32 protein-coding genes are annotated in these 26,180 nt (G+C 36.0%); 17 read left to right on the top strand and 15 right to left on the bottom strand.

The genetic code is table 11. The annotated features are described in order from the left end of the window. Window positions 1-5: 5 nt before the first annotated feature. From rpmF to metK, 5 genes are all read right to left on the bottom strand, one after another. Window positions 6-152, bottom strand: a complete 147-nt coding sequence (rpmF, locus tag LW137_RS06380; protein ID WP_233034366.1) for a 50S ribosomal protein L32 — start codon at window positions 150-152, stop codon at window positions 6-8. A 3-nt stretch (window positions 153-155) separates the two neighbouring features. Further along, complete coding sequence (locus LW137_RS06375) at window positions 156-482, bottom strand: DUF177 domain-containing protein (RefSeq protein ID WP_233034365.1); 327 nt, start codon at window positions 480-482, stop codon at window positions 156-158. Between the two features lie 26 nt (window positions 483-508). Further along, complete coding sequence (gene ndk / locus LW137_RS06370) at window positions 509-922, bottom strand: nucleoside-diphosphate kinase (protein ID WP_233034362.1); 414 nt, start codon at window positions 920-922, stop codon at window positions 509-511. 105 nt (window positions 923-1,027) lie between these two features. After that, complete coding sequence (locus LW137_RS06365) at window positions 1,028-1,303, bottom strand: DUF362 domain-containing protein (protein ID WP_233034361.1); 276 nt, start codon at window positions 1,301-1,303, stop codon at window positions 1,028-1,030. Between the two features lie 105 nt (window positions 1,304-1,408). Next, entirely contained in the window at window positions 1,409-2,566 is a 1,158-nt protein-coding gene (gene metK / locus LW137_RS06360; RefSeq protein WP_233034360.1) for a methionine adenosyltransferase, read from the bottom strand. Between the two features lie 189 nt (window positions 2,567-2,755). Here metK and LW137_RS06355 point away from each other — a divergent pair, with 189 nt between their 5' ends. Beyond that, on the top strand, window positions 2,756-3,352 hold the full coding sequence (locus LW137_RS06355; RefSeq protein WP_233034359.1) for a peroxiredoxin: 597 nt from the start codon (window positions 2,756-2,758) through the stop codon (window positions 3,350-3,352). Window positions 3,353-3,402: 50 nt separating this feature from the next. Here LW137_RS06355 and LW137_RS06350 read toward each other — a convergent pair whose 3' ends face one another. Beyond that, complete coding sequence (locus LW137_RS06350) at window positions 3,403-4,419, bottom strand: pyridoxal-phosphate-dependent aminotransferase family protein (protein WP_233034358.1); 1,017 nt, start codon at window positions 4,417-4,419, stop codon at window positions 3,403-3,405. 140 nt (window positions 4,420-4,559) lie between these two features. Here LW137_RS06350 and rpsP point away from each other — a divergent pair, with 140 nt between their 5' ends. Genes rpsP through rplS form a run of 5 tightly spaced genes read left to right on the top strand, consistent with a single transcriptional unit; the run spans window position 4,560 to window position 6,605 of the window. After that, entirely contained in the window at window positions 4,560-4,793 is a 234-nt protein-coding gene (gene rpsP, locus LW137_RS06345) for a 30S ribosomal protein S16 (RefSeq protein ID WP_233034357.1), read from the top strand. After that, entirely contained in the window at window positions 4,793-5,029 is a 237-nt protein-coding gene (locus tag LW137_RS06340; protein ID WP_233034356.1) for a KH domain-containing protein, read from the top strand. Before rpsP ends, LW137_RS06340 begins: the two co-directional genes overlap by 1 nt. Continuing rightward, complete coding sequence (gene rimM, locus LW137_RS06335; RefSeq protein ID WP_233034355.1) at window positions 5,026-5,544, top strand: ribosome maturation factor RimM; 519 nt, start codon at window positions 5,026-5,028, stop codon at window positions 5,542-5,544. The genes LW137_RS06340 and rimM overlap by 4 nt, the downstream gene beginning before the upstream one ends. Continuing rightward, window positions 5,545-6,252, top strand: a complete 708-nt coding sequence (gene trmD, locus LW137_RS06330; RefSeq protein ID WP_233034352.1) for a tRNA (guanosine(37)-N1)-methyltransferase TrmD — start codon at window positions 5,545-5,547, stop codon at window positions 6,250-6,252. Next, entirely contained in the window at window positions 6,249-6,605 is a 357-nt protein-coding gene (gene rplS, locus LW137_RS06325; protein WP_233034351.1) for a 50S ribosomal protein L19, read from the top strand. The genes trmD and rplS overlap by 4 nt, the downstream gene beginning before the upstream one ends. 17 nt (window positions 6,606-6,622) lie before the next feature. Here rplS and LW137_RS06320 read toward each other — a convergent pair whose 3' ends face one another. From LW137_RS06320 to LW137_RS06295, 6 genes are read right to left on the bottom strand one after another with little or no spacing between them, the layout of a single operon-like run. Next, window positions 6,623-7,171, bottom strand: coding sequence for a hypothetical protein (locus LW137_RS06320; protein WP_233034350.1), 549 nt, complete (start codon window positions 7,169-7,171; stop codon window positions 6,623-6,625). After that, the gene (folP, locus tag LW137_RS06315; RefSeq protein WP_233034349.1) at window positions 7,159-8,313 is read right to left on the bottom strand and encodes a dihydropteroate synthase; all 1,155 of its coding nucleotides are present in this window, start codon (window positions 8,311-8,313) and stop codon (window positions 7,159-7,161) included. Before folP ends, LW137_RS06320 begins: the two co-directional genes overlap by 13 nt. After that, a complete protein-coding gene (locus tag LW137_RS06310; protein WP_233034348.1) occupies window positions 8,310-8,924 on the bottom strand; it encodes a DNA polymerase III subunit delta' in 615 nt (204 codons plus the stop codon). The genes folP and LW137_RS06310 overlap by 4 nt, the downstream gene beginning before the upstream one ends. Continuing rightward, the gene (locus LW137_RS06305; RefSeq protein WP_233034347.1) at window positions 8,891-9,424 is read right to left on the bottom strand and encodes a HobA family DNA replication regulator; all 534 of its coding nucleotides are present in this window, start codon (window positions 9,422-9,424) and stop codon (window positions 8,891-8,893) included. The genes LW137_RS06310 and LW137_RS06305 overlap by 34 nt, the downstream gene beginning before the upstream one ends. Before the next feature lies 1 nt (window position 9,425). Then, window positions 9,426-10,643 (bottom strand): aspartate kinase, encoded by a 1,218-nt coding sequence (locus LW137_RS06300; protein ID WP_233034346.1) that lies wholly within the window; start codon window positions 10,641-10,643, stop codon window positions 9,426-9,428. Next, window positions 10,637-11,107 (bottom strand): RNA pyrophosphohydrolase, encoded by a 471-nt coding sequence (locus LW137_RS06295; RefSeq protein WP_233034345.1) that lies wholly within the window; start codon window positions 11,105-11,107, stop codon window positions 10,637-10,639. Before LW137_RS06295 ends, LW137_RS06300 begins: the two co-directional genes overlap by 7 nt. A 104-nt stretch (window positions 11,108-11,211) precedes the next feature. On the opposite strand from LW137_RS06295, the gene hemW reads away from it, so the two are divergent. Further along, a complete protein-coding gene (hemW, locus tag LW137_RS06290; protein ID WP_233034344.1) occupies window positions 11,212-12,243 on the top strand; it encodes a radical SAM family heme chaperone HemW in 1,032 nt (343 codons plus the stop codon). Here hemW and LW137_RS06285 read toward each other — a convergent pair. Continuing rightward, window positions 12,235-12,570 (bottom strand): histidine triad nucleotide-binding protein, encoded by a 336-nt coding sequence (locus LW137_RS06285; RefSeq protein WP_233034342.1) that lies wholly within the window; start codon window positions 12,568-12,570, stop codon window positions 12,235-12,237. The genes hemW and LW137_RS06285 overlap by 9 nt on opposite strands. An 87-nt stretch (window positions 12,571-12,657) precedes the next feature. Here LW137_RS06285 and pheS point away from each other — a divergent pair, with 87 nt between their 5' ends. The 6 genes from pheS to LW137_RS06255 all read left to right on the top strand — a co-directional run bounded on the left by pheS (window position 12,658) and on the right by LW137_RS06255 (window position 20,273). Then, window positions 12,658-13,638, top strand: a complete 981-nt coding sequence (pheS, locus tag LW137_RS06280) for a phenylalanine--tRNA ligase subunit alpha (protein ID WP_233034456.1) — start codon at window positions 12,658-12,660, stop codon at window positions 13,636-13,638. Window positions 13,639-13,642: 4 nt separating this feature from the next. Continuing rightward, a complete protein-coding gene (pheT, locus tag LW137_RS06275; RefSeq protein WP_233034340.1) occupies window positions 13,643-15,991 on the top strand; it encodes a phenylalanine--tRNA ligase subunit beta in 2,349 nt (782 codons plus the stop codon). Then, window positions 15,988-17,256: a 3-phosphoshikimate 1-carboxyvinyltransferase gene (aroA, locus tag LW137_RS06270; protein ID WP_233034338.1), complete on the top strand. Its 1,269-nt coding sequence runs from the start codon at window positions 15,988-15,990 to the stop codon at window positions 17,254-17,256. The genes pheT and aroA overlap by 4 nt, the downstream gene beginning before the upstream one ends. Window positions 17,257-17,259: 3 nt before the next feature. Then, complete coding sequence (locus LW137_RS06265) at window positions 17,260-18,084, top strand: 4-hydroxy-3-methylbut-2-enyl diphosphate reductase (RefSeq protein WP_233034336.1); 825 nt, start codon at window positions 17,260-17,262, stop codon at window positions 18,082-18,084. A gap of 72 nt (window positions 18,085-18,156) precedes the next feature. Next, window positions 18,157-19,818 (top strand): 30S ribosomal protein S1, encoded by a 1,662-nt coding sequence (locus LW137_RS06260; RefSeq protein WP_233034334.1) that lies wholly within the window; start codon window positions 18,157-18,159, stop codon window positions 19,816-19,818. Beyond that, complete coding sequence (locus LW137_RS06255) at window positions 19,818-20,273, top strand: hypothetical protein (RefSeq protein WP_233034332.1); 456 nt, start codon at window positions 19,818-19,820, stop codon at window positions 20,271-20,273. Before LW137_RS06260 ends, LW137_RS06255 begins: the two co-directional genes overlap by 1 nt. A gap of 39 nt (window positions 20,274-20,312) precedes the next feature. Here the strand turns inward: LW137_RS06255 and LW137_RS06250 are convergent, their stop codons facing one another. Next, window positions 20,313-20,999: a Bax inhibitor-1/YccA family protein gene (locus LW137_RS06250; RefSeq protein ID WP_233034331.1), complete on the bottom strand. Its 687-nt coding sequence runs from the start codon at window positions 20,997-20,999 to the stop codon at window positions 20,313-20,315. 150 nt (window positions 21,000-21,149) lie between these two features. Here LW137_RS06250 and gap point away from each other — a divergent pair, with 150 nt between their 5' ends. The 4 genes from gap (at window position 21,150) to LW137_RS06230 (ending at window position 25,217) form a co-directional block, all read left to right on the top strand. Continuing rightward, window positions 21,150-22,133 carry a type I glyceraldehyde-3-phosphate dehydrogenase gene (gene gap / locus LW137_RS06245; protein WP_233034330.1) on the top strand — a complete coding sequence of 328 codons (984 nt, stop codon included), beginning with the start codon at window positions 21,150-21,152 and terminating at the stop codon, window positions 22,131-22,133. A 29-nt stretch (window positions 22,134-22,162) separates the two neighbouring features. After that, entirely contained in the window at window positions 22,163-23,269 is a 1,107-nt protein-coding gene (locus tag LW137_RS06240; RefSeq protein WP_233034329.1) for an outer membrane beta-barrel protein, read from the top strand. 88 nt (window positions 23,270-23,357) lie between these two features. After that, entirely contained in the window at window positions 23,358-24,779 is a 1,422-nt protein-coding gene (gene gatB, locus LW137_RS06235) for an Asp-tRNA(Asn)/Glu-tRNA(Gln) amidotransferase subunit GatB (RefSeq protein ID WP_233034328.1), read from the top strand. 9 nt (window positions 24,780-24,788) lie between these two features. After that, window positions 24,789-25,217, top strand: a complete 429-nt coding sequence (locus LW137_RS06230; protein ID WP_233034327.1) for a DUF302 domain-containing protein — start codon at window positions 24,789-24,791, stop codon at window positions 25,215-25,217. A 75-nt stretch (window positions 25,218-25,292) separates the two neighbouring features. On the opposite strand, the gene LW137_RS06225 is transcribed toward LW137_RS06230, so the two are convergent. Beyond that, window positions 25,293-25,430, bottom strand: coding sequence for a hypothetical protein (locus tag LW137_RS06225; RefSeq protein ID WP_233034326.1), 138 nt, complete (start codon window positions 25,428-25,430; stop codon window positions 25,293-25,295). Window positions 25,431-26,180 lie beyond the last annotated feature (750 nt).

Here is a 26,180-nt window from a genome sequence, read left to right as displayed (position 1 = left end):
CGTTGTTAATATTTGCCTGAAAATTTATTAATTGTGTGAGGAAGTTTCCAATTCCCATCTTTATCTTTTACAGGTGTAGCTAAACTAATTTTGTAATGAGTTCTTCTTTTTGCTGCTCGCGTTTTGCTCACTCTTCTCTTTGGAACTGCCATGGATTAGTCTCCTTCTTTGATATGATATTGCATTTGAATTGAATCAATTTCGCTTTGCAAAATGTATTCAAAGTCAATAAAGCCTTCAAAAAATTCAATGACATCAAAATCATCGCTCTTATTTTGGCTTTGTTTGTCCCAAATTCCGTTTGAGGCAAACAAAACCAAATTTTCATTAATTTGTTCTTGATACTCTTCTCCACTTCGATCGCATATAAGAGAAATTTTCCCATGCAAAAGAGATTGAATTTCAAAGAGCTTTGCATCAATGCGCTTAACCTCTCCAGAAAAGCTAAGATCCCCTTTTTGGAGGGAAAAGCTTTTGGGCACAGAGGAAATTTTTTTAAATTCTATTTTCAAAGAATCTCTTCTTTTTTGAAAAAGAATGCAATTTCATTGTTTGCATTTTCTAAACTATCACTTCCGTGAACTGCATTTGCTTCAATACTGCTTGCAAAGTCTGCTCGGATTGTTCCAGCTTTTGCTTCTTGAGGGTTTGTGGCGCCCATAAGATCTCTATTTTTGGATACCGCATTTTCTCCTTCTAAAACCATCACAATAACAGGACCACTTGTCATGAACTCAACAAGACTAGAGAAGAAAGGTCTTTCTTTGTGAATTGCATAGAAAGATTGTGCTTGATCTGTTGTGAGTTGAATTTTTTTAATTGCTGCAACGCGTAAGTGATTGCTTTCAAAACGATCGATAATTTTCCCGATACAATTTTTTGAAACAGCATCTGGTTTGATGATTGAAAGTGTTTGCTCCATTAAAACTCCTACAAATTTAAAAGCTTGAATTATATCAAAAATCAAAAGAAAGATAGGAAAGAAGATGTATATAAGGTTATAAGGTCCTCCCATGTGGGAGGCTTATTAGCATACGGCGTGAGTGCCGTCTCTTAGGTCAGATCCAATTTCGTCTCGACTTGTTGTTCCTGGAGCACTCCAAACGATGCATCCATCTGTTGGGCAAGCACTTGCACAGGCTGGTTCATCATTATGTCCTACACACTCAACGCATTTGTCGGGATAAACATAATAGATTCCTTCTCCGTTTGGATTGTCGTCATCATCCACAATTGCACTTACTGGGCATTCATCAATACAAGATCCACAAGCAATACAGATATCAGTAATTTTTACAGACATTTTTTCTCCTTTTAGAACAAAGTGTAAATACAGATTCTCATTTTGAACCTCATTGTGAGTATAGTTAATTTTTCATTAACAAGAATCATTTTTTCTCTTTTTGATTTATATTTTGAGAAAATCTTGGATGTCTTGGATTTTATCTGTTCTCTCCCATGTAAATTCTGGTAATTCTCGCCCAAAATGTCCATAAGCAGCTGTCTTGCGATAGATTGGTCGCAAAAGATCTAGGCTTTCAATGATTCCCTTTGGTGTAAGTTTGAAGATTGTCTTAACGCACTCACAGAGTTTTGAATCTTCTACTTTTCCTGTTCCGTGAGTATTAACAAGAATTGAAACTGGCTCGACTACACCAATAGCATAAGCAATTTGGACTGTAGCTTTTTGGCATGCGCCACTTGCGACTAAATTTTTAGCAACATATCTTGCTGCATAAGCCCCACTTCTATCTACTTTACTTGGATCTTTTCCGCTGAATGCTCCTCCTCCATGAGGACAACTTCCGCCATAGGTATCAACGATGATTTTTCTTCCAGTGAGACCAGCATCTCCTTGCGGCCCACCAATGATAAATTGTCCTGTGGGATTGACAAAGTAACGAATATTGTTGTTTAGATATTGTTGAGGAATGTATTTATAAACAATTTCTTCAATGACGGCATCTTTGATGTGTTGTTGAGTAACTTCTGGAGAATGTTGGGTTGAAATAACAATTGTGTCAATTCCTACAGGTTTCCCATCGATATATTTAACCGTTACTTGCGATTTTCCATCTGGACGTAAAAAAGGAAGTGTCCCATCTTTTCTTTTTTGAGCAAGTCCCAAAGTAAGTTGATGGGAGAGATAGATAGGAAGAGGCATCAAAACATCTGTTTCTTGACATGCATAACCAAACATAAGCCCTTGATCTCCTGCTCCAATTTCCCCATCTTCACGATCAACGCCTTGATTGATATCTGGGCTTTGCTCTCCTACACCATTGAGAATTCCAGCACTTTTGAAATCAAAACCATAAAGAGCATCTGTATATCCAATCTCTTTGATAACTTCCCGTGCAATTTCTTGCATAGGTGCATAAGTATTTGTTTTGAGTTCTCCAGCGATCACGCAAAAGCCATTTGAAACCAATGTTTCACACGCAACCCTTGCTTTTGGATCCCTTTGGATAATGTAATCTAAAATTGCATCGCTAATTTGATCTGCCATTTTGTCTGGATGTCCCTCTGTAACAGATTCGGACGTAAATAAAAATTCATTTTTCATAAAATCACCTTGTATTTGAAATTTTTTGTATTTTATCACTCTTTTGTGTAGCATTTGTTAAATCATGTCTTTATAAATGATTAATGTTTTGTGATATATAATTTTGTTCACTAGATAATAATTTTTATTATCTATAAATTTAGAGTGTTTGTGTTAATTACACTATATAAACTTTTTAAAGGATAAACAATGTTAGTTACAAAAAAAGCTCCGGATTTTACAGCGACTGCTGTTTTGGCAAATAATGAAATAGTAAATGATTTTCAACTTTCTAAAAATCTAGGAAAAAATGGTGCAGTACTTTTCTTTTGGCCAAAAGACTTTACTTTTGTTTGCCCTTCAGAGATTATTGCATTTGACAAGAGAGTAAAAGAGTTTGAGCAAAGAGGTTTTAGTGTTATTGGTGTATCTATCGATTCTGAGTTTGTTCATTTGGCGTGGAAGAATACACCTGTTGATCAAGGAGGAATTGGTCAAGTACAGTTTCCAATGGTAGCAGACTTGACTCATGAGATTGCAAGAGATTATGATGTCTTATTTGGAAATGCTGTTGCTCTAAGAGGTTCATTTTTGATTGATCGCAATATGGTTGTACGTCATGCAGTGATTAATGATCTCCCTCTTGGAAGAAATGTAGATGAAATGATCCGAATGGTAGATGCTTTGTTGTTCTTTGAAGAGCATGGAGAAGTTTGCCCAGCAGGATGGAATAAGGGAGATAAGGGAATGAAAGCAAGCCCAAGTGGAGTTGCTGAATATCTAGCAAACAATGCTGAAAAGCTTTAATCTTCTTTACAAGGTAGGGAAATTTCTCTACTTTGTTGCTTTATAAATACTTATCTTGTTTTCAGAATTGATTCAAAAGAATCAAACAAAAAATCAAAATCCTGCAAAATTCCAAAATTACCAATTCTTGAAATTTGATTTTTTAAATTGCCTTGTCCACCAGAGACAAGAATCTGTTTGGATTTGAGTTGATTTTTAATCTGTTCATTTTGATCTTTAAAGGCAATGATTCCATAAGAGGGATTAAGCGGAAATAGATCAATATCATATTGAGCAAGCATAGTTACAAAGCGAAGAAAGCGTTTTTTGATCAGTTTGTAATTTGTCTGAGGGTTTATAGAAGAAAGTGCGAGATTAAGGGCTTGAAAAAGGTTGGAGGGAAAAGAAAAGGCAATTTCATTTAAGATGTAATTTTGCAGTGCCAAATAAAAAGATTTTGGTTTTTTGGATTTCAAAAGTGAAAATGCATAAGAGCTAAGAAATACAAAGCTTAATCCAGCTGGAAGCATGAGTGCTTTTTGTGAGGAAGCAATAAAAATATCAATATGTGAAGTGTCGATTGGTTCTATTGCAAATGATGCGATGCCATCAACACAAACCAAAATTTCGGGATTGTATGATTTGACCGCATTGGCAATTGCTTCAAAATTTTGTCTGACTCCACCTGTGCTCTCACAGCTTTGCATACAAATACAATCAATTAGAGGATCTTTTTTGAGCCACTCTAACACTTCTTGTGGATTGTGAGCTTGATATGGAGGGATTTCAAAGTTGTATGAGGGGATGTTGAAACAATGGGCAATTTCAAGCCATCTATGACTAAATTTACCATGATTGAGGACCAGAATCTTGCGAGGAGAAAAACTTGTGATCGCACTTTCCATTCCTCCGCTCCCGCTAGAGCAAAGACAAAAGAGGTGCGGAAGAGAAATAAGGGAGTGAAGTTTGTCTTTGCATGATTGAAAGAGTGTTAAAAATTCTTCTGATCGATGATGAAGAGTGGGCAATGAAAGTGCTTCAAGAATCTTTCTTGGGGTTTGAGCTGGTCCTGCTGTAAATAAATGCATTTTTCCTCTTTGTTTTCTTCTGTGATCTTAGTTTGCATGTCAAATTCTATCATTTTGCAAAAACACAAATACTTTGAAGTAAAAACACTTTATAATACGCGGTTTATATTTCTAAAAAGTACATTTAAGGAGATTTTTGAATGGCAACAGTGATTAGATTGACGAGAATGGGAAGAAAAAAGAAGCCTTTTTATCGTATTGTTGTGACAGATAGTCGCAAAAGAAGAGATGGTGGATGGATTGAATCTATCGGGATTTATAACCCTCTTGTAGAGCCTGCATATATTAAGATCAATACAGAAAGATTGGCATATTGGAAGAGTGTTGGTGCAAAAATGAGTGAGAGAGTTGAAAAGCTTTCTAGTGGGCAATAATGGTTGAACTTTTTATTGAAAATTATGCTAAGAAATTAGCAACTCATCCTCATTCTATCAAAGTTGAAAAATCTGATAGGGGAGATGAGGTAGAGATCATTCTTTTTTCTTCTCAAGAGGATATGGGGAAGTTTATTGGGAAAAATGGAAAGATGATTTATTCACTTAAAAATATCCTTTCAGGTTGCAGAGTAAAGGATGGAAAAAATTACAAAATTGCTATTCAACCCATATGATTGAAGTTGCAAAAATTGGAAAAACTGTGGGGGTGCATGGGGGTCTTAGACTACATATTCTGACTGATTTTCCACAAATTTTTTCACACAAAATTTCATTTTTGGTACGCAAGGGAAATTTCAAACAAGATCTTTTTGAAATTCGAATCAAGCACTTTAAAGAAGGCATTGTGTATTTTGAGGGGTATGAGAGTTTAGAGAGTGCCAAAGATCTTGTCAATGCAGTTCTTGGGATGAGCCTTGAGGATACAAAAAGAATATGTAAGCTTCGCGATGGAGAAATGTTCTGGTTTGAAGTGGTGGGATGTGAAGTGATTGATGGTCAAGAGTGTTTGGGAATTGTCAAAGAAGTGGAGCGTATTGGAAATATAGATTATTTGATTGTAAGTGTAAACGTTGCATGTTCAAAACTCCCAAAATCTTTTATGATTCCCTATATTGATCGTTATATTTTGTCTTGTTCTTCTGGGAAGATATTGACACGTGGAGCAAAAGATATTTGGCTAGAAAGTTAGATGAAATTTTCTTTTCTTACTCTTTTTCCTTCTTTGGTTGCATCTTATTTTCAAGATTCTATTTTAAAGCGGGCACTTGATAGGGGGTTAATAGAGGTTGATATTATTGATTTGAGAAATTTTGCTTCTAACAAATATCACAAAGTCGATGAGCCTCAGATTGGGGGAGGAGCTGGACAAGTGATTTGTGCTGATGTTTTGGATCGCGCATTGGAATCATTGAGAGAGCAAAATCCTTGGGTGATCTTTCTAACTCCTAGTGCTCCTCTTTTTTCTCAAAAAGATAGCATTAGATTGAGTCAAAAACAGCACATTGTCTTTGTTTGTGGTCGATATGAAGGATTTGATGAAAGAGCTATTGAATCTTGGGCAGATGAAGTGTTTTGTATGGGCGATTTTATCGTGACTGGAGGGGAACTTCCATCTCTTTGTTTGTGTGATAGTATTTCTAGACAGATTGAGGGAGTTCTTGGAAATGTAGATTCTCTAAAGGGGGAGAGTTTTGAGAATTTTTTACTTGAAGCTCCAGTTTTTGCAAAAACCATTCAAGATTCTGAAAAATTTTCAAAAATTTCTCCACCTTTAGAATTTTCTCAAGGAAATCATAGTAAAATTGCGGGTTTAAAACTTACCCTTTCTGAATATAAGACAAGATATTATAGACCCGATCTTTATCAGAAGTGGAAAAATCATAAGGACAAAAAATGAAAAATCGTTATATCGAAAGCTTTGAAAAAGCACAAATTGCTGGAAAGCAAGTTCCATCATTTAAAGCTGGGGATACTTTAAGACTTGGGATTAAAATCCAAGAAGGGGACAAAAGCAGAATTCAAAATTATGAAGGTATTTGTATTGCCATTCGCGGTAATGGTGTAGATCGCACTTTTACTGTAAGAAAAATGGGTGCAAACAATGTGGGTGTTGAAAAGGTTTTTCCACTTTATAGCGATTCTTTAGAAAAAATTGAAGTTTTAAGAATTGGACGCGTTAGACGTGCAAAACTCTACTATCTCAGAGATCGCAAGGGTAAATCTGCAAGAATTCGCGAACTCCGCAAGTAAATCAAAAAAAGGGGGGATTATTCTTTCTCTTGTAAATAAATAGAAGTCTTAATTTTAAGAATTGTTTCTAGCTTTTCACGAAAACTTTCAAGTTCAAGTTGTTGATTGATTGCAAGAAGATGTGATATGTGATCTCGTTGAGACTCATAAATTTCCAAAATACTTTCTCGCTCCTTTTTTGGAATGTTGCTCAGCTTTTGTTCGATTTCCCTTAAGATGCTTTCTTGAAAAGAGGAAAACAAAATAGAAACGATTTTTTGAATCTGTTCTATTGGGATCTGAAGAAATCGTTTGTGAAGCATAAGAGTGATATCTTCTGTTGAAAAAGACTCAAAGAAATCTAGCGAAAGATTGAAGATTTCATGGGGGGTTTGAAGATCTTGAAAGGGATCTTGGGGTTTGGCAGTCTCTCTTTTTTCTTCTTTTTGAGAGAAGTTTTGAACGTATTGCGTGATGCCTTGGGTATAAATTTTTTTAATTTCATCGGGACTTTTGGAAGAAAGTTCTTCTTCGGTCAAGCCGTGATTTAATAGAAATTTATAGATAAAGTTTTTTACTTTTTCCATAGTTTTCCCATTGCTTGATGGATTTGTAATAAATCAATATGTTCTTCAATATCATGAACTCTTAAAATATCTGCTCCATTTTGTATAGCAATATGATGAAGTGCTAAGGTTCCGCTTAACCTCTTGTGGATGGGTTGTTGGGTGAGAAGCCCAATTGTATTTTTTCGACTTGCACCGACAAGAAGGGGGTATTGAAAGCGTTTAAAATGTAAAAGATTTTGAATGAGTGACAGATTGTGTTCTAGGTCTTTGGCAAATCCAAATCCAATATCTAAAATAATATTTTGGATTCCATATTTTTGCAGTTCGTGAATTTTTGTTTCAAAATAAGAATCGATCTCTTCAAAAAGATTGTGATAATGGGTGAGTGTTTGCATTGTTTTTGGAGTTCCTCTTGAATGCATTAAGATCGCTTGTGCGTTGTGTTTTGCGCATATTTCTTTCATCTTTGGGTTGGAAAATCCCAAAATATCATTGAGGATTTTAAATCCATGAGAGAGGGCAAAATCGGCTACTTCTGGATTGTAAGTGTCGATGCTAAAAAGCACCTTGCGATAAAGATTTTTTTGATAGATGAGTGTGATAAGTTCTCTGAGGCGATCTAATTCTTCTTGAGGATCGATGAGTTCGCTGTGGGGTTTGGAGCTCGCTCCGCCAATATCAATTATTTTCACTCCTAGATGAATATAACGTTGGATTGTTTGTATGGCTTTTTGAACATCAAAACGACTTCCTTCATAAAAGCTATCCGGTGTTAAATTGAGGATTGCCATAAGTTGTGGGGATAATGAGATTGTTGAAGCAAGGTGGGTGCTGAGGGTTTTGGCAAGTTGTTTAAGACCAAAGGGTTGAATTTGACATTTCTGAATGATTCGACGTATCTGTGAGAAAGATCCAAGCAATATGGTGTCATAGTGTGATTTTTGGCATAAGATAGCCTCTTTTGGTGTTGCTAGATCCGCACCTACACTTAGAGCTTCTTGTTTGAGAATGTGCATCGCACTTAAGGGTAGGCAGTAGATTTTAAAAACAAAATCATGTGATTTTTGTTTGATGATTTTTTGTCCAGCAGGATCGGTTTGAATATCCTGAAGATGCAATTCTAAAAGAGAAGGATGAATGCGTTGAATAAAGGGTTTCATTTATTTTCCACCAAATAAAGTAAAATCGGCAACAAAATATGATGTAGTTTTTCATAATAAATGTTGGCTTGTATAGCCGTATTGAAAAAATCCAACTCCTTTTGTGGGAGCTTGATTTTGGATTCTTGAATGCTTTTAAGGAGTGATTGAATCACTTCTTTGGATTGTGTCCTAGGAAGAGAATCTAAAGATTTTAAAAAATCATAAATATCCCTAAGGGTAAGGTTTGTGAGATTTAGATTGAGAGGAGCAATGGGAGTTTTGCAAAGAAGGTTGATGATTTGCATTCTAGATCTAATGGTGGGAAGAAGAGCATTTTTGTTTATTGTAAAGATGAGAAATTCCACTCCTTGAGGTGGCTCTTCTAGAATTTTTAGAAGTGCGTTTTGGGCTTCAATGTTGAAAATTTTAGAAATGATTGCAATGGTTTTATTTTGTTTTTCAAAAACATAGGCCTCATTGATCACTTCTTTTGCGTGCGCGATCTTAAACTCCTCTGTTTCAAATATTCTAAGGGTATCTTGGGGAAATTTTTCAAGAATGGTCTGTGTTTCACGAGTGAGATAGATTTTCCCCATTAGCTTTCCAGTTCGATTTTTCCGAAAATACAAGCACTTAATGCAAGATCAAAGATTTTATAAAGTTGCAAGAGTCTAAAATCAAGCATTGGATGAGTAGAATTTAAACAAAAAGCATCTTGAAGTGATTCATCTAAAATCCACAAAAAGCTATTTTCATGTCCAATAGCAAGTTCAGCAAGAGCATTGTTGCGTTTGCCAATATAAAAAAAGGCATAGTCTTTATAGGCAATATCTAGCATATCTTTGATGTTTTGTGTCTCTTGTGAATCTTTGGGGAGAAGGGTGAAATCTAGGATAGGAACAAAAGGGCGATTTTTATGATGATTAATATGGCTTAAAATATAGGATTTAAACCATTCTCTTTGGCTATCGCAAACCACAAGAAAACTTGTTTCTTGCATAATGCGCGTTAAGGTGTTAGAAACAAGCTTTGTCCATTTGAAGCGCTCCTCCTCAAGCCATCCACTTAGAAAACCGTGATTGTTTTCTTCTCGGATGGTTTTAAGCATCCAATCTGAAATCTTTTCCATTTTATTGGTCGAGTTGATAGGTGGCGTGAAGAGCTCTAACTGCTTTTTGGGCATGCCTATCTTCAATGATCATTGAGATTTTAATTTCGCTTGTTCCAATCATCATAATATTGATATTTTCTTGCGCCATTGCCTTGAAGCATAGACTTGCAACACCGGAGTGAGACTTCATCCCAACGCCCACAATGGAAACTTTAGCAATATTGCAGTCATATTCTAGTTTTTCAAAGAGATGTGAGAAATCTTGTAAAACTTGTTGGGCTTGCGTTACTTCTGTTTTAGGAATTGTGAAATCTAGATCTGTCTTGCCATCTCGCCCGATAGTTTGGACAATCATATCGACATTGATTGAAACTTTGGAAAGAGATTCAAAGATTTTTGCTGCAATTCCAGGCTCATCATTGAGATCAATGATACTAATGCGAGCTTGATTTTTATCTAGCGCGATACCACTGACAATAGGTTGTTCCATAATATTTTCCTCTCTTGTAATTAAGGTTCCTTCATTTTCGCTAAATGAGTTGCGTGTAATAAGATTGACATTGAGTTTTTTGGCCATTTCAACAGAACGATTGAGAAGCACCTTTGCTCCCATGCTTGCAAGTTCTAACATTTCTTCATAGCTAATTCTATCGATTTTTTTTGCTTTTGGTTCAATTCGAGGATCTGTGGTATATACCCCATCCACATCTGTATAAATTTCACATTTATCAGCTCTTAGTGCACCAGCTAAAGCTACAGCAGAAAGGTCACTTCCTCCTCGTCCTAGTGTTGTAATTTCTCCCTGAAGGGTTGCCCCTTGGAAGCCTGCAACAATGACAATATAGTTTTGCTCTAAGAGTGTGCAAATTTTTTGTGTATGAATTTTTTCAATGCGTGCTTTAGTGTGCATAAAATCCGTTACAATCCCAGCTTCTTGCCCGCTTAAAGAAATCGCTTTATAACCTTTTGATTCAAGGGCGATTGCAAGTAGAGCTCTTGTGACTTGTTCTCCACTGCTTAAAATTACATCACATTCTCGTGGATTGGGGAGAGGGTAGGAAGAGTGGCAAAAATTTTGTGAAAATTGGACTAGTTTGTCTGTTTCTCCACTCATTGCAGAAACAACAACTACGACCTGATTCCCTTGCTCTTTAGCATTAATAACTCTTTGGGCGACATTTTCGATTCTCTCACAAGTTCCCACGCTTGTTCCACCATATTTTTGGACAATCAGCATGATAAAAATCCTTCTTTCTTGAAATAATCTAAGACTTGTTTATAAATAGGTTTTTTGAAGTGTTTTATCCTATCAAAGATTTTGTCAAATTCTACAAAAGCGTATTCGCTAAATTCTGGAACAGGTGTAGCAATATTGATGAGTGCATTTGATTTGAGGCGCACAAGAAAGTATTTTTGACTTTGTCCATCAAAGGGATAAAATTTGTGAGCTACTGAAGATGGAAAATCGTAATTGATCCATTGAGGGTATTGAGCAAGAATCTCAATTGCATTAGTGCCTATTTCTTCTTTTAGCTCTCTTTTGAGGGCTTCTTGGGGATTTTCTCCTTGATCAATTCCTCCTTGAGGAAATTGCCATATATCTTTCATATCAATACGTTTAGCGATAAAGATTTCGCATTTTTTTGGGTATTCTGAGGAGAGAATCACTGCTGAGACATTGGGTCTGTATCTTTTGTTCATTCTTCCTCCTTGTAAAATTGGACTTTCATTTGGCTTTTAATTGTTTGTTAGAATAATAAATAAGGAATTAAAACATAATTATTGAAGGATTTTAGGAGTCTTGTGTGACTTTATATATTCATATTCCATTTTGTATGAGCAAATGTGGTTATTGTGCATTTAATTCAACAGATTCAGATCAGCACTTGCATGAAAAATATGTCGATGCATTGCTTTTGGATTTGCAATCTCAGATTCAAAAACAAGATTTTTCTAGCATTTATTTTGGAGGGGGAACTCCCAATATTTTGAATGAGGCCTTATATGAAAAGATCTTTGCATTTCTTGATTGCTTTATTGATCTTGGGCAATGTGAAATTACTCTTGAGTGCAATCCAAATCTTGTGAGTCTTTCATGGTGCAATGCACTGAAAGGTATGGGTGCTAATCGCATTAGCCTAGGCGTGCAGAGTTTTTTTGATACAAAGCTTGATTTTTTGCAAAGAGATCATAAGAGTTATGACATTTTTTCTGCAGTTGAGATGGTCAAAAAGGCGGGGATTGATAATATCAGTATTGATTTGATGTATAACACTCCTCTTGATACGCTCACAGCTTTAAAAGAAGAAGTGAGACTTGCCAAAGAGCTTGAAATTTCGCATCTTTCTGCTTATGCTTTGAGTATTGATAAGGGATCAAGGTTTTATCAAAACCCTCCCCAACTTTCCGAAAAAGACTATTCCTTTGATATAAGGGAGATGTTAGAGGATATTGGATTTATACAGTATGAGGTGTCAAACTATTTTAAATCTAGGAAATCTCAGCATAATTTAGCTTATTGGAGGGGGGAGGATTATATAGGGTGTGGAGCTGGTGGAGTAGGATGTGTTGGTAATATAAGATTTTGGGGGAGTAAGCATATTCCAAGCTATATTCAGAATCCCACGCATAAATACAAAGAATTTTTAACAGAAAAAGAGAGGCAATTTGAGCGGATTTTTTTGGGTCTTCGATGCGAGTATGGGGTATCACTTGATGATATTTGCCCTCAAAAAAGCGAAATTTTACTTAGCGAAAAGAAGTGTTTTATCCAAGGTCATCATCTCATCGCCACAGATTTTTTCTTGGCAGATGAAATTGCTTTGTGGTTAAGCTAACTTTTCCCACTTAAGTTTTGCACCACCCAAAAGATGAAAATGAAGATGAGGGATCTCTTGGCCACCATCTTTTCCGACATTGGTAATGAGGCGATAACCGCTTTGGTCTAGTCCCAATTTTTGTGCAACTTCTTGAATAAACATCATGAGTTCATTCATGGTTTGCAAATCAAGTTCTTGAAAATCTTTGATTTCTTTTTTGGGAATGATAAGAATATGAATGGGAGCCTGTGGTGAGATATCGTGAATAGCGATACAGGTTTGATTCTCTAATACTTTGTTTGATGGAATCTCTCCATTGATAATTTTTGTAAAAATTGAGCTCATTGTTTTCCAACCTTTTTGATATAAAATTAGATTTTTTAAAATCCTAGCACTATTTTTTGAAACTTAAGGACAATCTCAATGATCGATATTCAATCAATAAAAGAAAAAATTCAATCCGTTGCAAATTCGCAAGATTTGGAAAAATTAAAAGTTGAAGTGGTTGGAAAAAAGGGGATTTTAACCCTTGCGTTTGCTGACCTTAAGAATCTAAACGGGGAGGCAAAACAAAGCAGAGCTAAAGAGCTAAATTTATTTAAACAAGATTTTGAAGCATTGTTTGAGGCAAAGAAAGGGGAGATTAGAACTCTTGAACTTGCTCAGAAATTACAGGAAGAAAATATTGATGTAAGTTTGTTCGTTGGGCAAAGGAGAGGGAAAGAACATTATGTCAATTTAATGATTGAGAAAATTATAGATTATTTTATTGCGTTGAATTTCGAGCTTTGCGAGGGGGGATTGGTGGAGGATGACTTTCATAATTTTGAAGCACTCAATATTCCAAAATTCCATCCAGCAAGAGATATGCAAGATACTTTTTATACCCAAGATGGAAAGTTGCTAAGAACTCACACTTCTCCTGTGCAAATTCATGTTATGAAGAAAAAAACTCCTCCTTTGAAAATTATCGCTCCTGGAGCCGTTTTTAGGCGTGATTATGATCTGACACATTCTCCTATGTTTCATCAAGTGGAGGGATTGGTTGTAGATTCTTATGGAAAAGTCGGATTTTCTCATCTTAAGTTGATTTTAGAAGACTTTTTGAAATATATTTTTGGCGATATTGTTGTGCGTTTTAGATCAAGCTTTTTCCCTTTTACAGAACCAAGCGCAGAGGTGGATATTAGTTGTGTTTTTTGCAAGGGAGATGGCTGTAGGGTTTGCTCTCATACGGGATGGCTTGAAGTGTTGGGGTGTGGGATTGTCAATCATGCTGTTTTTGAATCTGTTGGGTATAAAGATGTAAGTGGTTATGCATTTGGTTTGGGTGTTGAGCGTTTTGCAATGCTTTATTATGGAATCAATGATTTACGCAGTTTTTTTGAAGCAGATTTAAGAGTGATAGGGTAAAGCGATGAAGGTTACAAAACATTTATTGGAACAATTTATTTCCTTGCAGGGAATTTGCAAGGAAGATCTTTTAAGAGAACTTAATAAAATTGGCTTAGAAGTAGAATCCTTTGCAGAATTAAGAGTTCCTAATGGAGTTGTTGTTGGAAAGGTATTGAGCAAAAGGAAACATCCAGATGCAGATAAGTTGAGCGTGTGCGATGTGGATGTTGGAATACAAAGATTGCAGATTGTTTGTGGAGCATCTAATGTAGAAGAAGATCAATTTGTAGCTGTGGCTTTAGAGGGATCAAGGCTTCAAACACCAAAGGGAGAGCTTTTGATACGTCCTACGCAATTAAGGGGAGTTGAAAGTTGCGGGATGCTATGCTCAAGTGCTGAATTGGGTTTTCCTAAAGTGAATGATGGGATTATGGTCTTAGATGAGAGCATTGGAGAGTTAAAGCTTGGAAGGGCATTGAACACTTATCATATTTTTGATAATTTTATCCTTGAGCTAGGACTTACGCCCAACCGAGGAGATTGCTTGAGTGTTTTGGGCGTTGCGCGAGATTTGAGTGTGGCCTTTGGAATCCCTTTGCGATTAAAGACTTATCGCGATGAAAATCTTGTATTGGGGATTGGACGAGTGTTGCAGATTACAAATGAGGGGCATTTTTCATCTTCTGTGCTCTATAAAGTGGCTCATCTAAAGCAGGTTTCTGCTCCGCTTGAGGTTGTGCTTTCTTTGGGGCTTTGTGATTTGCCCATTCAGCACAACTTGCAAGATGTTTTGGAATATGCAATGCATAATGTTGGAGTGCTTTTGAGAATTTATCCTTTTGAGTACTTTTGTGATATGGAATCTTGTGCAAAAGGTGAGATTTTACTTAAGAATGAGAGTGGGATTGATTATGTATGTGGTTTGGGGGGGCAGATAGCCGTGGGCATTAGCCCAATGATCAAAAAAGATTTCTTGCAAGATCAAAAGGTTGTGTTGGAAGCAAGTTTTATTGATCCTTTGATTGTTTCTGAGATTATTTATCAAAACAAAGATCTTGCTTTAGATTCTGCAATGACTTATAAAAGCACAAGAGGAAGCAATCCTGATTTGCTTTTGGGGATGCAATATTTGTGTGATTATTTGATTCAATACACGCAAATTGAAGTGTATTCAAGTCATCATAGTGTAATACATGAGGGGCAAGGTGTTGGAATCAAAGCAACATTTGAAGCGATTAATTTAATCGTTGGACAAGAGATTTGCAAGGAAGAGGTAACAAACCTTTTAAAAAAGATAGGGTTTAGAATCGAGGCTAGTTGTGATGATACATTTTTTATGGCCTTTCCTCCATTTTATCGCCATGACATCAAAAGTATTCAAGATGTTGCAGAGGAAATTTTGCGTTTTTATGGGATTGATCGCATTAGTAATACTCCATTGGTTTTCAAAGAGCAACCTATGGGGGACAACCAATGTTATTTTGACTTTAAGCAAAAAAGGAATTTGATCAAAAAAGCAACAGCTTTAGGATTTTGTGAAACATTGCATTATGTTTTTGTGCAGAGACAACAATTGCAAGACTTGGGATTTGAGACAGTTGATGCTGGACTTGATATCTTAAATCCAATCACTAATGAGCTCAATACGCTTAGAACCTCACTGATACCTGCAATGCTTGAAAGTATTGCAAGAAACGAAAATTTTGGTTTCAAGGCAATTGCATTGTGTGAGAGTGGTATTTGTTATAACTCTTGGCGAGAAGAGGTTGAGAGAATTGCATTTGTTGTCAATCAGTATAAAGAAATAGAATCTTTTCCTCACTCAAAAGGTATCGTGTGGGATTTGTATAGTTTTGCTTCGACCCTTATTAATATTATTGGAGAGTTTGAATTGGAGCAAATGAAAGATCACCCCTTAAATTCTAAGCTTTTGCATCCTTATCAATCTGCATGGATTGTAAGGGAGGGAAAAAGAATCGGATATCTTGGAAAGCTTAATCCCTATGGGGGATTTGGAGAGGGTTATGTCTGTGAGATGCTTTTAAAACCTCTTTTGCAAGAAAAAAATCATAAGCGACCTGAGTTTTCAAAATTTCAGGCAAGTATGAGGGATTTGACGATTATGATTGATTCTTGTGTGAGTTTTGCAAAGGTGAAGGAAGTCATCAATCATGCAAAGGTTGAGAATCTTGTTTCGTTTTATCCTCTTGATTTATATAAAAATGAAAATCTAGGGACAAAAGTTGCCCTAAGCATTCGCTTTATTCTTCAATCGATGGATAAGACACTTCAAGAAGAGGAGCTTAATCGTAGCATGCAAAGTATTCTTGAGGTCTTAGAGGAGAAATTGGGAGCGAGCTTGCGTCAATGATTTTTCTCCCAAAAACCCGCTCAAATTTTCAATGTTTAGAATTTGATCGGGTTTCTCCTGATAAGTCCCTCTCTCATCGAAGTATTATTTTTTCATTTCTAACTCAAGGTAGAAGCGAAATTGAAAATTTTCTTGATTCTCAGGATACATATGCTACTTTGCAAATTGCAAAGACTTTGGGCGCTAAAGTGCAAAAGAAAAATCAACGCATTTTCATCGAATCTCCCAAAGAGATTCCGCAACAAGCAAATTTGCAGTGTCTTAATTCTGGCACAACAATGCGTTTGTTTGCCGGACTTTTGTCTTCTAAATCTGGTCAATTTCTCTTTGATGGGGATAAAAGTCTTAGACAGAGGCCAATGCAGAGAATCAAAACTCCGCTTGAATTAATGGGGGCTAGTATTTCATCTCCATATGCTCCTTTTGTTTTGAGGGGAAATTCTCAGCTTAGGGGGATTGAATATCATAGCGAGGTTTCTTCTGCTCAGGTTAAGAGTGCTTTTATCCTTGCTGCCTTGTGTGCAAATGGGGAAAGCAAATACAGCGAAGATGAGTTGAGCAGAAATCACACAGAGCGTTTTTTGACCCATTTGGGTGCAAAAATTACTCATCTGCAAAATCAGATTTGTATTTCTCCTTTGACTTGTTTGCTTCCTTCTTACAAAATAAAGATTCCAAATGATCCTTCAAGTGTTATGTTTCTTGTTGTGGCGTGTTTGATTTCTAGTTGCGTTGAATTAAAAGTTTCGCAAGTATTGCTCAATCCAACGCGCATTTATGCTTTTGAAATTTTGAAGAAAATGGGTGCGCAATTGGATTATGAAGTGGTTGAGGATGGTTTGGAGACGATAGGAAATATATATGTAAGATCAAGTGAATTGAGGGGGGTTGAGGTTTCAACTCATTTATCTTGGATGATTGATGAGATTCCCGCTCTTTGTATTGCAATGGCCTGTGCTAAGGGGACTAGTATCATACGCCATGCACAGGAATTGCGGTTTAAAGAAAGTGATCGAATTGCTACAATGGTTTTGAATTTAAAACAACTAGGAATTGAGGTTGGAGAATTTGATGATGGGATGGAAATTAAGGGAGGAGAATTTCAAGATGGAGTTGTGCAAAGCTATGGAGATCACAGAATTGCGATGAGCTTTGCTCTTGTGGGTATTAGAAGAAGGATTGAAGTGCGAGGAATGGAATGTGTTCAGATCTCTTTTCCTAGGTATTTTGAGTTTTTGAAATTTTTTACTGATTTTAAGGAGTGAATTGTGGAAGTGCGTTTAGCTGAAAGTTATGGATTTTGTTTTGGTGTCAAAAGGGCAATAAAGATTGCAGAAAGAAGTCGAGGAGGAGTTACCTTTGGGGCTCTTATCCATAATCCTAAAGAAATTGAGAGATTGAAAAACTCTTTTGGTGTACGTTTGGCTCAAAGTCTTAATGAGTTAAAGAGCGGAGATCAGGTGATTGTGCGTACACATGGAATCCCCAAAAATGATCTTTTGAGCCTGCGTCAAAAAAATATCTCCATAACCGATGCGACATGCCCTTATGTTACTAAACCTCAAAAAATTGTTGAAGAGATGAGTGATCAGGGATATCAAATTATTATTTTTGGAGATATTGATCACCCAGAAGTTAAAAGTGTGATGAGCTATTCAAGTACGCCAGTTATTGTTGTAGGAAATCTTGAAGAATTGAAAGAAAAGAAGATTCTTAAACGCGTTGCTTTGATTTCTCAAACAACAAAGCAAACAAGTAAATTTTTAGAAATAGCACATTTTTTGATGTGCTGTGCTTATGAAACAAGAGTGTTCAATACTATATGTAATGCAACTTTTCAAAATCAAGATGCTACAAGAAAACTTGCTAAAGAGGTGGATATTATGGTGATTGTTGGGGGATTGACATCATCAAACACGCAACAGTTGCTTAATATTGCAAAAGAATATTGCAAGGATAGCTATTTGATTGAAGATGAGAAGAATTTAAATAAGAAATGGTTTGTGGGCAAAAAAATATGTGGTTTAAGTGCTGGAGCTTCAACTCCAGATTGGATTATTCAAAATGTGAAGAGAGCAATAGAAGCTCTATAAAAGTATAGATAAAAATACTTATTGATTAGGATAGAATATAAACTATTTTTTATGATGTAAGGAATGAATGTTATGAGGATAAACCCAGAACAAATTGAAAGCTTAGAATTAGATGATGAATTTGATTTTGAGACAATGTTTAATGAAAGTGAAAAAGCAAACGGTAGAGGAAGAATTCAAAACGGTGTAATTGTCAGAATCGATAATGAGTATGCCATGATTGCTGTAGGTGGGGCAAAGCAAGAGGGAAGATTGCCAATTGCTGAAATTCAAGACTTGTCAGGAAATTTATTATTTAAAGTCGGGGATCAGATTGAAATTTATGTTAGCAATAATCAAGAAAGATTAAATATCTCATATAAAAGAGTTGAAAAACTCAAAAAGCTTGAGCAAAAAATCAATGAAATTAAAAATAATTTTGAAGGAATGGTTGTTGACTGTCGAATCATTCGAAAAAATAAGGGTGGCTATATTGTTGAATTTGATGAAATTGAGGCTTTTTTGCCCAAAAGAGAATCTGCCCTTAAGGATGATGGGAAAAATATTGGGAAACAGATTCGTGCCATGATTATTGGTATCAATGAGGAAGAAAAAACAATTGTTGTTTCTCGAAAGAAATATCTTGATGAGATAGAGAAAAATCGAGAAGAAAATGTTCAAAAGCTTTTGCAGGATAAAACCAAAATTTATGAAGGTATTGTTACAAAGACTACTTCTTTTGGTCTTTTTGTCGAGGTTGAAGGAGTGGAAGGTCTTGTTCATTACACAGAGATTAGCTATAACGGTCCAGTAAATCCGGTTGTTGTTGCTCAAGTTGGAGAAAAAGTTCAGGTTAAAGTTTTGGGATTTAATGCTGAGAAGAAAAGGCTTTCCTTTTCTATAAAAGCTACCATGGAAGATCCTTGGCTAGAAATCCAAGATAAGCTTGAGGTGGGAGATACAATTCGTGTTGTTGCTAGCAAAATTGAAAACTATGGAGTTTTTGTAGACCTAGGCAATGGGACAGAAGGATTTTTGCATATATCAGAAATCTCTTGGGATAAGCAGTTGCGCCATCCATCTGATGTGATTGTTCAGGGTCAAGAACTTGATGTTGAGATTATTGAAATTGACGCAGAGCAGAGACGTTTAAGAGTTTCGCTTAAAAAAATGCTCCCCAAACCTTTTGCTGAATTCACAAAAAAAGTCAAAGTAGGGGATGTGGTTGAGGGGAAGGTCGTCAAAGTAATGGATTTTGGGGTGTTTGTCAATATAGGTGAAGTTGATGGTCTTCTTCATAATGAAGATTATTCTTGGGATAAAAATCAAAAAGCTTCATCTTTAAAAGTCGGAGATTTGGTTAAGGTTAAAGTGATTAAGATTGATGAAGAAAAAGAAAAATTATCACTTTCGACAAAAGCTCTTGAAGAATCTCCACTGGATCGCTTTTTGCAAAAACATAATATTGACAGTATTGTGAAGGGTAAGATTGTTGATATTAAGGATTTTGGAATCTTTATTTCTTTGGGTGAGGTTGAAGCTTTGATTAGAGATGAGGATTTGCAACCACTCAAAAAAGAAGAGTTGCAGGTTGGCACAGAAGTTGAAGGCGTTATTGCGCATATTGATCGACAACATTCAAGAGTGCGTGTCTCAATTAAGCGACTTGATCGAATTAAAGAAAGAGAGCAGTTAAATCAATATAATTCCGATACAAAGATGACTTTGGGCGATATTCTTAAGCGACGTAATTAATGAAGAGCAAAATCCTAGCAGCGATTTCTTTTTGTTTTTTGTTTTTATTCGTTGCTGGGTGGATTGCCTACTCTATTAAAACTCCTTTATTTTTTGGCATTTCTGACACAAAGAAGAAAAATTCCCCACAGATACAAGAGAAACAAGAGTGGGTTGGATTAATGTCTGATCATAAAAGCAATGCATATATTTATCCAACAAATGAGATGGTATTGAAATATGATTTTGATCGGGGTGTTGAACCATTGCGCATCTTTATTAAAGACTTAAGCGAATATAGATTTTTTTGCATTAATCAAATTTTGATTGAGAGTAAAATTGAGTATGCTTATTACAAAACAAATGAAGTGATTCAGCTCGTTGTTTTTCTTAATGATAAAAAAATGCAGGATAAAATTTTAGAAGATTTTGATTATTATCAGATTCAATATTCTCTATATTCTTCATCTCATTAAAGAGTGGTATTGATAAAGTCCACCCCCCTCCATTGATTTTTATTCTCGATTGTTCCCCAAAAGCCCAAAGAGCTGCAAAAGTGAAACGAAAATATTAAGAAAGTCTAGATATAACGAAACCGCTGCATCTACAGGACTTTGATATGCTCCCTTTATAATATTTTGCGTATCATAAGCAACATACAGACTAAATAAAACTGCTCCTACTCCTGCAATGATAGTTTGAAGTGCAGGTGAGCCTAAGAAAATATTGACAATTGAGCAAACAAAGACAACAATTAAAGCAATAAAAAGCATTTTGCCCATATTAGCAAGATCATTTTTTGTTTTGATTGCATAAATACTCATAACCCCAAAGATGATTGTTGTCATGCCAAGAGCTTGAGCAACTGCTCCAACACCACTTTGAGTGATTACAAAGCTCAATAATGGAACCAATGTAATACCGCTTAATGTTGTAAATGCAAAAAGCATCAAGAGATTGAGACCTGGCTTGCCTCTTGAAAACATTAATCCAAAAAATGCCACAAGTTCAGCAATAAAAAAAGCCCATCGATAGGCAATGGTGACTTCAAAAAACATAAAGCCTAAAAGAGCCCCCAATGTTCCAAGCAAAAGGCTTCCTGCAAAGATTTTGTATGTTGTTTTGACAAAGCTTACAAGAGCATTATCAAGCGCTTGAGTACGATCATAAGATTGCGTATACTCTCGATCATAAAGACCCATTTTTTCTCCTTTGTTAAAAAAATGCGCCAAATCATACAATATTTTGTTTTTTGATTTGTTAATCTCTATAATCTCGGCATCTAAGTGTTTTTAATCATTAAAAGGGAGTGATTTTTGCTTTAATTTTAATAAAACAAAAATGGAGATAGCTTGAAGATAGCATTAAATGGATTTGGGAGGCTTGGTCGAAGCATTGCAAGGGTGATTTTACAGACTCCAAATGTTAAGCTAGTAAAGATCAATGATATTGCATCATGGGAAATCCTTTGTTATTTATTTCAAAGAGACAGTGTGCATGGGCAATTGCAGCATGAAGTGCAACTGCAAGAAGGGTGGTTACAAATTGGGGATCACAAAATTGAACTTTTGAATGCGAAAGATTCTCAAGAACTTGATTTTGGAGAAGTGGATGTTGTAATTGAGGCAAGTGGAAAATTTCTATCACAAGAGGCAATTGCGCATCATTTGGATAAGGGAGCTAGAAGAGTTATTCTTTCTGCACCATCTGTGGATGATATGCCAACATTTGTTTTGGGAGTCAATCATCATGGTTACTCAGGAGAGAAGATTATCTCTAATGCTTCTTGCACAACAAACGCAATTGCACCTATTTGCAAGATTTTAGATGATCATATTGGGATTGAAAGTGGAATTTTGACAACAATTCATTCTTATACAAGCGATCAGAATCTGCTTGATAATGCCCATCGAAGCGATAAGAGACGAAGTAGGGCAGCAGGTATCAACATTATTCCTACAAGCACAGGATCAGCAAGGGCTTTGCATAGAGTTTTGCCACGATTGAGGGAAAAAATGCATGGTCATAGCGTACGTGTTCCTGTGGCAGATGTTTCGATGATTGATCTGAATATAGCTCTTTCTCAGAATGTGCAGATAGATTATATTCAGCATCTTTTTGAAAATTATGCGCAAAACAAAATGAAAGATATTTTGGGAATTGATGATAACTATGGGGTTTCGAGTGATTTTATCGGAAATCCTCTAAGTGTGATTTTGGCCAAAGATTTAAGTTTTGTGCTTGCTGGAAAACATCTTAAAGTTATGGGGTGGTATGACAATGAGTGGGGATATGCAAATCGAATTGTTGAAATGGCTCAGTGGATATGCGAGTAATTTTTATTTCCTTTTGTTGCTTCTTTTATATGTGGGGAATTAACTACAATATTACTCCATCTGATGCAAGGGGCGGAAGATATGCAAATCAAAATCCTTCAGGAAGAGTTAATTCATCGGTTGCTCCAGCACCTAATCAGGCATCATCTCATCGATCTCAGCTTGGAGTTAAGATTCAGCCAAGCTCTCAGAGTGCTTCAAGAGTATCATCTCCTGTAGATATTTCTATTAAGCAGCAAAATCTTCCCACGCAAAATCAATCAAAACTGAATCGACCCAATGTTGTTGTTTTGCCTCCAGTGTCACAATCTGCTCAATCACAGAAAAATCGAGATCAGCTCAACATCAGAGTATATCCTCCAGTATTTGGAAATGATACAAGAAATACCCAAAATGTCATTGTTCCAAGTATTGGGCAATCGCGTCCAATCACACAGGATATGATGTTTCAAAAAACGCAACCCTATAAGATGAAGCTTCCTCCGCGTAAAAAGCAAGTTGTAAAAGTACAGGCTCCTCCACCGCAACCTCAAAATATTGTAGAGTATGAGGGGGAAGATATTGAACCATTATTTGTGCGTAATCGCAATGGAGTTATGGTTGGTGCAGGGATTGGTGGAAGTGTTGATCGATTGTGGGTAAGTGGGAATGGAGGAAATGCGAGATTCTATGATGGTGCTTTTGCATATTTTTTCCGATTGGGATATCAATTTTACTTTACAAAATATTTGGGAATCAGAGCCTATGCGCATTTGGGGGATTGGTCAAATCAATTTTCTGAAACATTTTTTGATGGAGAGAGAAATGTTGTTGTTGATGCGAAAATGAGTCTCAATTTTAATTTTTATGCTGAATTGCTTTATGATTTTGTAGTTTTAGAAAATCATAGTTTTGGGGTTTTTGGTGGTTTTGGAATAGGGGTGGGTTATGGAGAATTTAGCAATGATGGGACAGAAACAATCAGTGAATATTATGGTATCCCCTCTCTTTCTTTGGGATTTGCCTATACGCTTTTTGAAAACAATCGATTTGAATTGGAGAGCAAAATACCTTTGCGATCAGAGATTTTGAAAACCCAATGGAGAAGTGAGCTTTCTACTTGGTTGATTGGGGTGAGTTATACATATATCTTTTAGTTTATATGTTGTTTGATCGTGTGGGGCTTGTGGGAAAGAGGATTTGTTTGATAAAATCAATTTATTACTCAACAGAAAGGGTTAAAGTATGAAATTTGAAACTGTTATTGGACTTGAAGTTCATGTTCAACTCAATACACAAACTAAAATCTTTTGTTCTTGTGCTACTTCTTTTGGAGAAGATCCAAATATAAATGTATGTCCTACTTGTTTGGGTCTTCCTGGTGCATTACCGGTTTTAAATCGTGAAGCGGTGAAAAAGGCGATTTCATTTGCTAAAGCTGTGGATGCAACAATCAACCAAAATTCTATCTTTGCGCGCAAAAATTATTTTTATCCTGATTTACCCAAAGCTTATCAAATCAGTCAATTTGAAATTCCCATTGTAGAGAAAGGAAAAATTGAGATTGAGGTTTGTGGTGAGAAAAAAGTGATTGGCATCACTCGCGCTCATCTTGAAGAGGATGCGGGAAAGAATATTCATGAGGGAGAAATATCAAAAGTTGATCTAAATCGAGCTTGCACCCCATTGCTTGAAATTGTCAGTGAGCCAGATATGAGTAGTGCAGATGAAGCGATTGCTTACCTTAAGAAGCTTCACTCTATTGTGCGTTTTATTGGAATCTCAGATGCTAATATGCAAGAAGGAAGTTTTCGTTGCGATGCAAATGTATCCATTCGTCCAAAGGGGGATAAAAAACTTTATACAAGAGTAGAGATTAAAAATCTTAATAGTTTTAAGTTTATTTCCAAGGCAATTGAATATGAGGTAGAGAGACAAATTGAGGCTTGGGAAGATGGTGTTTATGAGAGAGAAGTGGTGCAAGAGACACGCTTGTTTGATACAAATAAGGGCGTAACACGATCAATGAGAGGGAAAGAAGAGGCTGCAGATTATCGTTATTTTGCTGATCCAGATTTGTTGCCTGTTTTTATTGATGAGGCATTGATGCAAGAGGGAATGCAAATCAAAGAATTGCCCGATGAAAAGAAAGAGCGATATGTGCGTGATTTTGGAATCAAAGAAAGCGATGCTGAGGTTTTAATCAGTTCTTTAGAGCTAAGTGAGTATTTTGAAAAGATGCTTGAATATGGAGCCAGTCCAAAAGGATCTGTAACTTGGCTTACAACAGAGCTTTTGGGAAGATTAAAGGGGGAAATCAATATTATGAATTGCGGAATTTCTAGCGAGATGTTGGCAACCTTAGTCAAGCGCATCAGTGAGGAAAAAATTAGTGGAAAAAGTGCAAAAGAGATTCTAGATGTTTTGGTTGAGCAAAAGGGAGGAGATGTGGATCATTTGATTGTTTCAATGGGATTGGAGCAAGTGAATGATGATACAATGATTTTGCAAGTGATTAACGAGGTGCTGAAGAGTAATGCTGACAAAGTCGAAGAATACAAAAGCGGAAAAGACAAGTTGTTTGGATTCTTCGTTGGGCAAGTGATGAAGAATGCCAAAGGAGCAAGTCCAGCAAGAGTTAATCAACTGCTAAAGGAAAAAATTTAGGAGGGAAAGATGTTCCGTGGATTGATGATTATGATGATTTGTATTGGATTGGCAAATGCCCAAATGATCAGTGAATTTGATTTTCAAACAACTTTGCAAAAATTGAAGCAAAATATTCAAACAAGAGGGGGGATAATTTTTGCAGAATTTGATCATTCTAAAAACGCACAAGAAGTCAATTTAAAGCTTGATCCTACTGTTGTAGTTGTTTTTGGGAATCCAAAGGCTGGGACTTTGCTGATGCAAGAAAATCAAGCAATTGGATTAGAGTTGCCTTTGCGAATCGCGGTTTATCAAAAAGAAGGAAAGGTATTTGTTTCTGCAATCGATATTCAAGAGCTTGCTCAGCGATATCAGATCAAAAACCAAAAACTTATTGAAAAAATCAAGCAAATGATGCAAGCTATCCTTAGAGATTCAACTCAAAAATCCCAATAACAATTAGGTGTGAAAAAAAAGGGGGGGAGAGATGATCAAGGAGTTTTATATCTTGAAGTGATTGCTCTTCGATTTTTAGAATCGGAAAGCAAGTTCAGTATTGATTCCTTTAGTATCTGGACTTCCAACATACTCAATCGCAACCCCCAAATCTCGTGCGAACATAAATTGTAAGCCTGCCACAAGAAAGATGGTTTTCTCAGAAAGGGCCATACCTTTTTGAAACTCCTACCGAAGTCGCTTTTTGTCTAGAAAATCACAAAAAGTTTTCTGCTTCTTCTTAATTTTTTGTAAGCTTGGGAATTGTTTCTATTGTGAAGTCAAGCTTCTTGTTGTAGATATTATGAAAAAGCCTGCTATTTTCGATATTGTGTAGCAAATGACACAAGTTTTTAAATCGCAAAATTCTTGATTTTTTTCCCTTCCAATACCTTTCTATCTCCCTTGATTTTGGATTTAAAGACTCTTGAAAAAAATTATTATCTTCTATTGTGGTGTAATTTCCTTCTGTGCTTTTTCTGTCTTGCTATCTCTTAACTCATCTAAATATAGATAGGTAAAAAACTTAGTAAGTAAAAATTTTTGAGAATTATCCTCCTCCTTTATCTTTAAAGAAAACAAAGAGAGCTGGAAATATTCCCAATCCTCTGGAGTAAAGATCTGTCCTAGAGTAGAGGGTGTAGAGATTGAGAAAGTAGAAAGCATTAAAGATAAGTATAGGAATATGTATCACATCTTCTCTATGAAAGCATGGGAGCATTGCATTTATTGTTATATCTTAAAAGCAAGATTTTCTCATATTCCTTCTTTTGTCTTTCATGGTTAGCAATAAGTGAAGCTGTTTTGGCCGATTTTTAAAGATCTGCTTTGAAAGAAGAGGAGGTAAAGAGCAAAAAGAGGGGAGAATATTATTTTTTCTTCTCCTTAAACTCTTCAATCTTCTTCACTAACTCTTGAGGGAAT

This window comes from Helicobacter kayseriensis, assembly GCF_021300655.1.
GTDB classification, from domain to species: domain Bacteria; phylum Campylobacterota; class Campylobacteria; order Campylobacterales; family Helicobacteraceae; genus Helicobacter_G; species Helicobacter_G kayseriensis.
The sequence above is the reverse complement of the archived record's forward strand: the minus strand, read 5'-3'. Positions and strand labels throughout refer to the sequence as shown.

What these genes read in the sequence shown, in the direction of transcription:
- LW137_RS06285 (WP_233034342.1), bottom strand. Translation starts at nt 12,570, where the DNA reads ATGAGCTCAATTTTTACAAAAATTATCAATGGAGAGATTCCATCAAAC.
- rpsP (WP_233034357.1), top strand. Translation starts at nt 4,560, where the DNA reads ATGGCAACAGTGATTAGATTGACGAGAATGGGAAGAAAAAAGAAGCCT.
- LW137_RS06350 (WP_233034358.1), bottom strand. Translation starts at nt 4,419, where the DNA reads ATGCATTTATTTACAGCAGGACCAGCTCAAACCCCAAGAAAGATTCTT.
- LW137_RS06250 (WP_233034331.1), bottom strand. Translation starts at nt 20,999, where the DNA reads ATGGGTCTTTATGATCGAGAGTATACGCAATCTTATGATCGTACTCAA.
- LW137_RS06340 (WP_233034356.1), top strand. Translation starts at nt 4,793, where the DNA reads ATGGTTGAACTTTTTATTGAAAATTATGCTAAGAAATTAGCAACTCAT.
- LW137_RS06320 (WP_233034350.1), bottom strand. Translation starts at nt 7,171, where the DNA reads ATGGAAAAAGTAAAAAACTTTATCTATAAATTTCTATTAAATCACGGC.
- LW137_RS06230 (WP_233034327.1), top strand. Translation starts at nt 24,789, where the DNA reads ATGTTCCGTGGATTGATGATTATGATGATTTGTATTGGATTGGCAAAT.
- LW137_RS06305 (WP_233034347.1), bottom strand. Translation starts at nt 9,424, where the DNA reads ATGGAAAAGATTTCAGATTGGATGCTTAAAACCATCCGAGAAGAAAAC.
- aroA (WP_233034338.1), top strand. Translation starts at nt 15,988, where the DNA reads ATGATTTTTCTCCCAAAAACCCGCTCAAATTTTCAATGTTTAGAATTT.
- rpmF (WP_233034366.1), bottom strand. Translation starts at nt 152, where the DNA reads ATGGCAGTTCCAAAGAGAAGAGTGAGCAAAACGCGAGCAGCAAAAAGA.
- trmD (WP_233034352.1), top strand. Translation starts at nt 5,545, where the DNA reads ATGAAATTTTCTTTTCTTACTCTTTTTCCTTCTTTGGTTGCATCTTAT.
- LW137_RS06355 (WP_233034359.1), top strand. Translation starts at nt 2,756, where the DNA reads ATGTTAGTTACAAAAAAAGCTCCGGATTTTACAGCGACTGCTGTTTTG.
- gatB (WP_233034328.1), top strand. Translation starts at nt 23,358, where the DNA reads ATGAAATTTGAAACTGTTATTGGACTTGAAGTTCATGTTCAACTCAAT.
- LW137_RS06300 (WP_233034346.1), bottom strand. Translation starts at nt 10,643, where the DNA reads ATGCTGATTGTCCAAAAATATGGTGGAACAAGCGTGGGAACTTGTGAG.
- LW137_RS06365 (WP_233034361.1), bottom strand. Translation starts at nt 1,303, where the DNA reads ATGTCTGTAAAAATTACTGATATCTGTATTGCTTGTGGATCTTGTATT.
- ndk (WP_233034362.1), bottom strand. Translation starts at nt 922, where the DNA reads ATGGAGCAAACACTTTCAATCATCAAACCAGATGCTGTTTCAAAAAAT.
- LW137_RS06255 (WP_233034332.1), top strand. Translation starts at nt 19,818, where the DNA reads ATGAAGAGCAAAATCCTAGCAGCGATTTCTTTTTGTTTTTTGTTTTTA.
- pheT (WP_233034340.1), top strand. Translation starts at nt 13,643, where the DNA reads ATGAAGGTTACAAAACATTTATTGGAACAATTTATTTCCTTGCAGGGA.
- LW137_RS06260 (WP_233034334.1), top strand. Translation starts at nt 18,157, where the DNA reads ATGAGGATAAACCCAGAACAAATTGAAAGCTTAGAATTAGATGATGAA.
- folP (WP_233034349.1), bottom strand. Translation starts at nt 8,313, where the DNA reads ATGAAACCCTTTATTCAACGCATTCATCCTTCTCTTTTAGAATTGCAT.
- LW137_RS06240 (WP_233034329.1), top strand. Translation starts at nt 22,163, where the DNA reads ATGTGGGGAATTAACTACAATATTACTCCATCTGATGCAAGGGGCGGA.
- metK (WP_233034360.1), bottom strand. Translation starts at nt 2,566, where the DNA reads ATGAAAAATGAATTTTTATTTACGTCCGAATCTGTTACAGAGGGACAT.
- LW137_RS06225 (WP_233034326.1), bottom strand. Translation starts at nt 25,430, where the DNA reads ATGGCCCTTTCTGAGAAAACCATCTTTCTTGTGGCAGGCTTACAATTT.
- rimM (WP_233034355.1), top strand. Translation starts at nt 5,026, where the DNA reads ATGATTGAAGTTGCAAAAATTGGAAAAACTGTGGGGGTGCATGGGGGT.
- LW137_RS06295 (WP_233034345.1), bottom strand. Translation starts at nt 11,107, where the DNA reads ATGAACAAAAGATACAGACCCAATGTCTCAGCAGTGATTCTCTCCTCA.
- rplS (WP_233034351.1), top strand. Translation starts at nt 6,249, where the DNA reads ATGAAAAATCGTTATATCGAAAGCTTTGAAAAAGCACAAATTGCTGGA.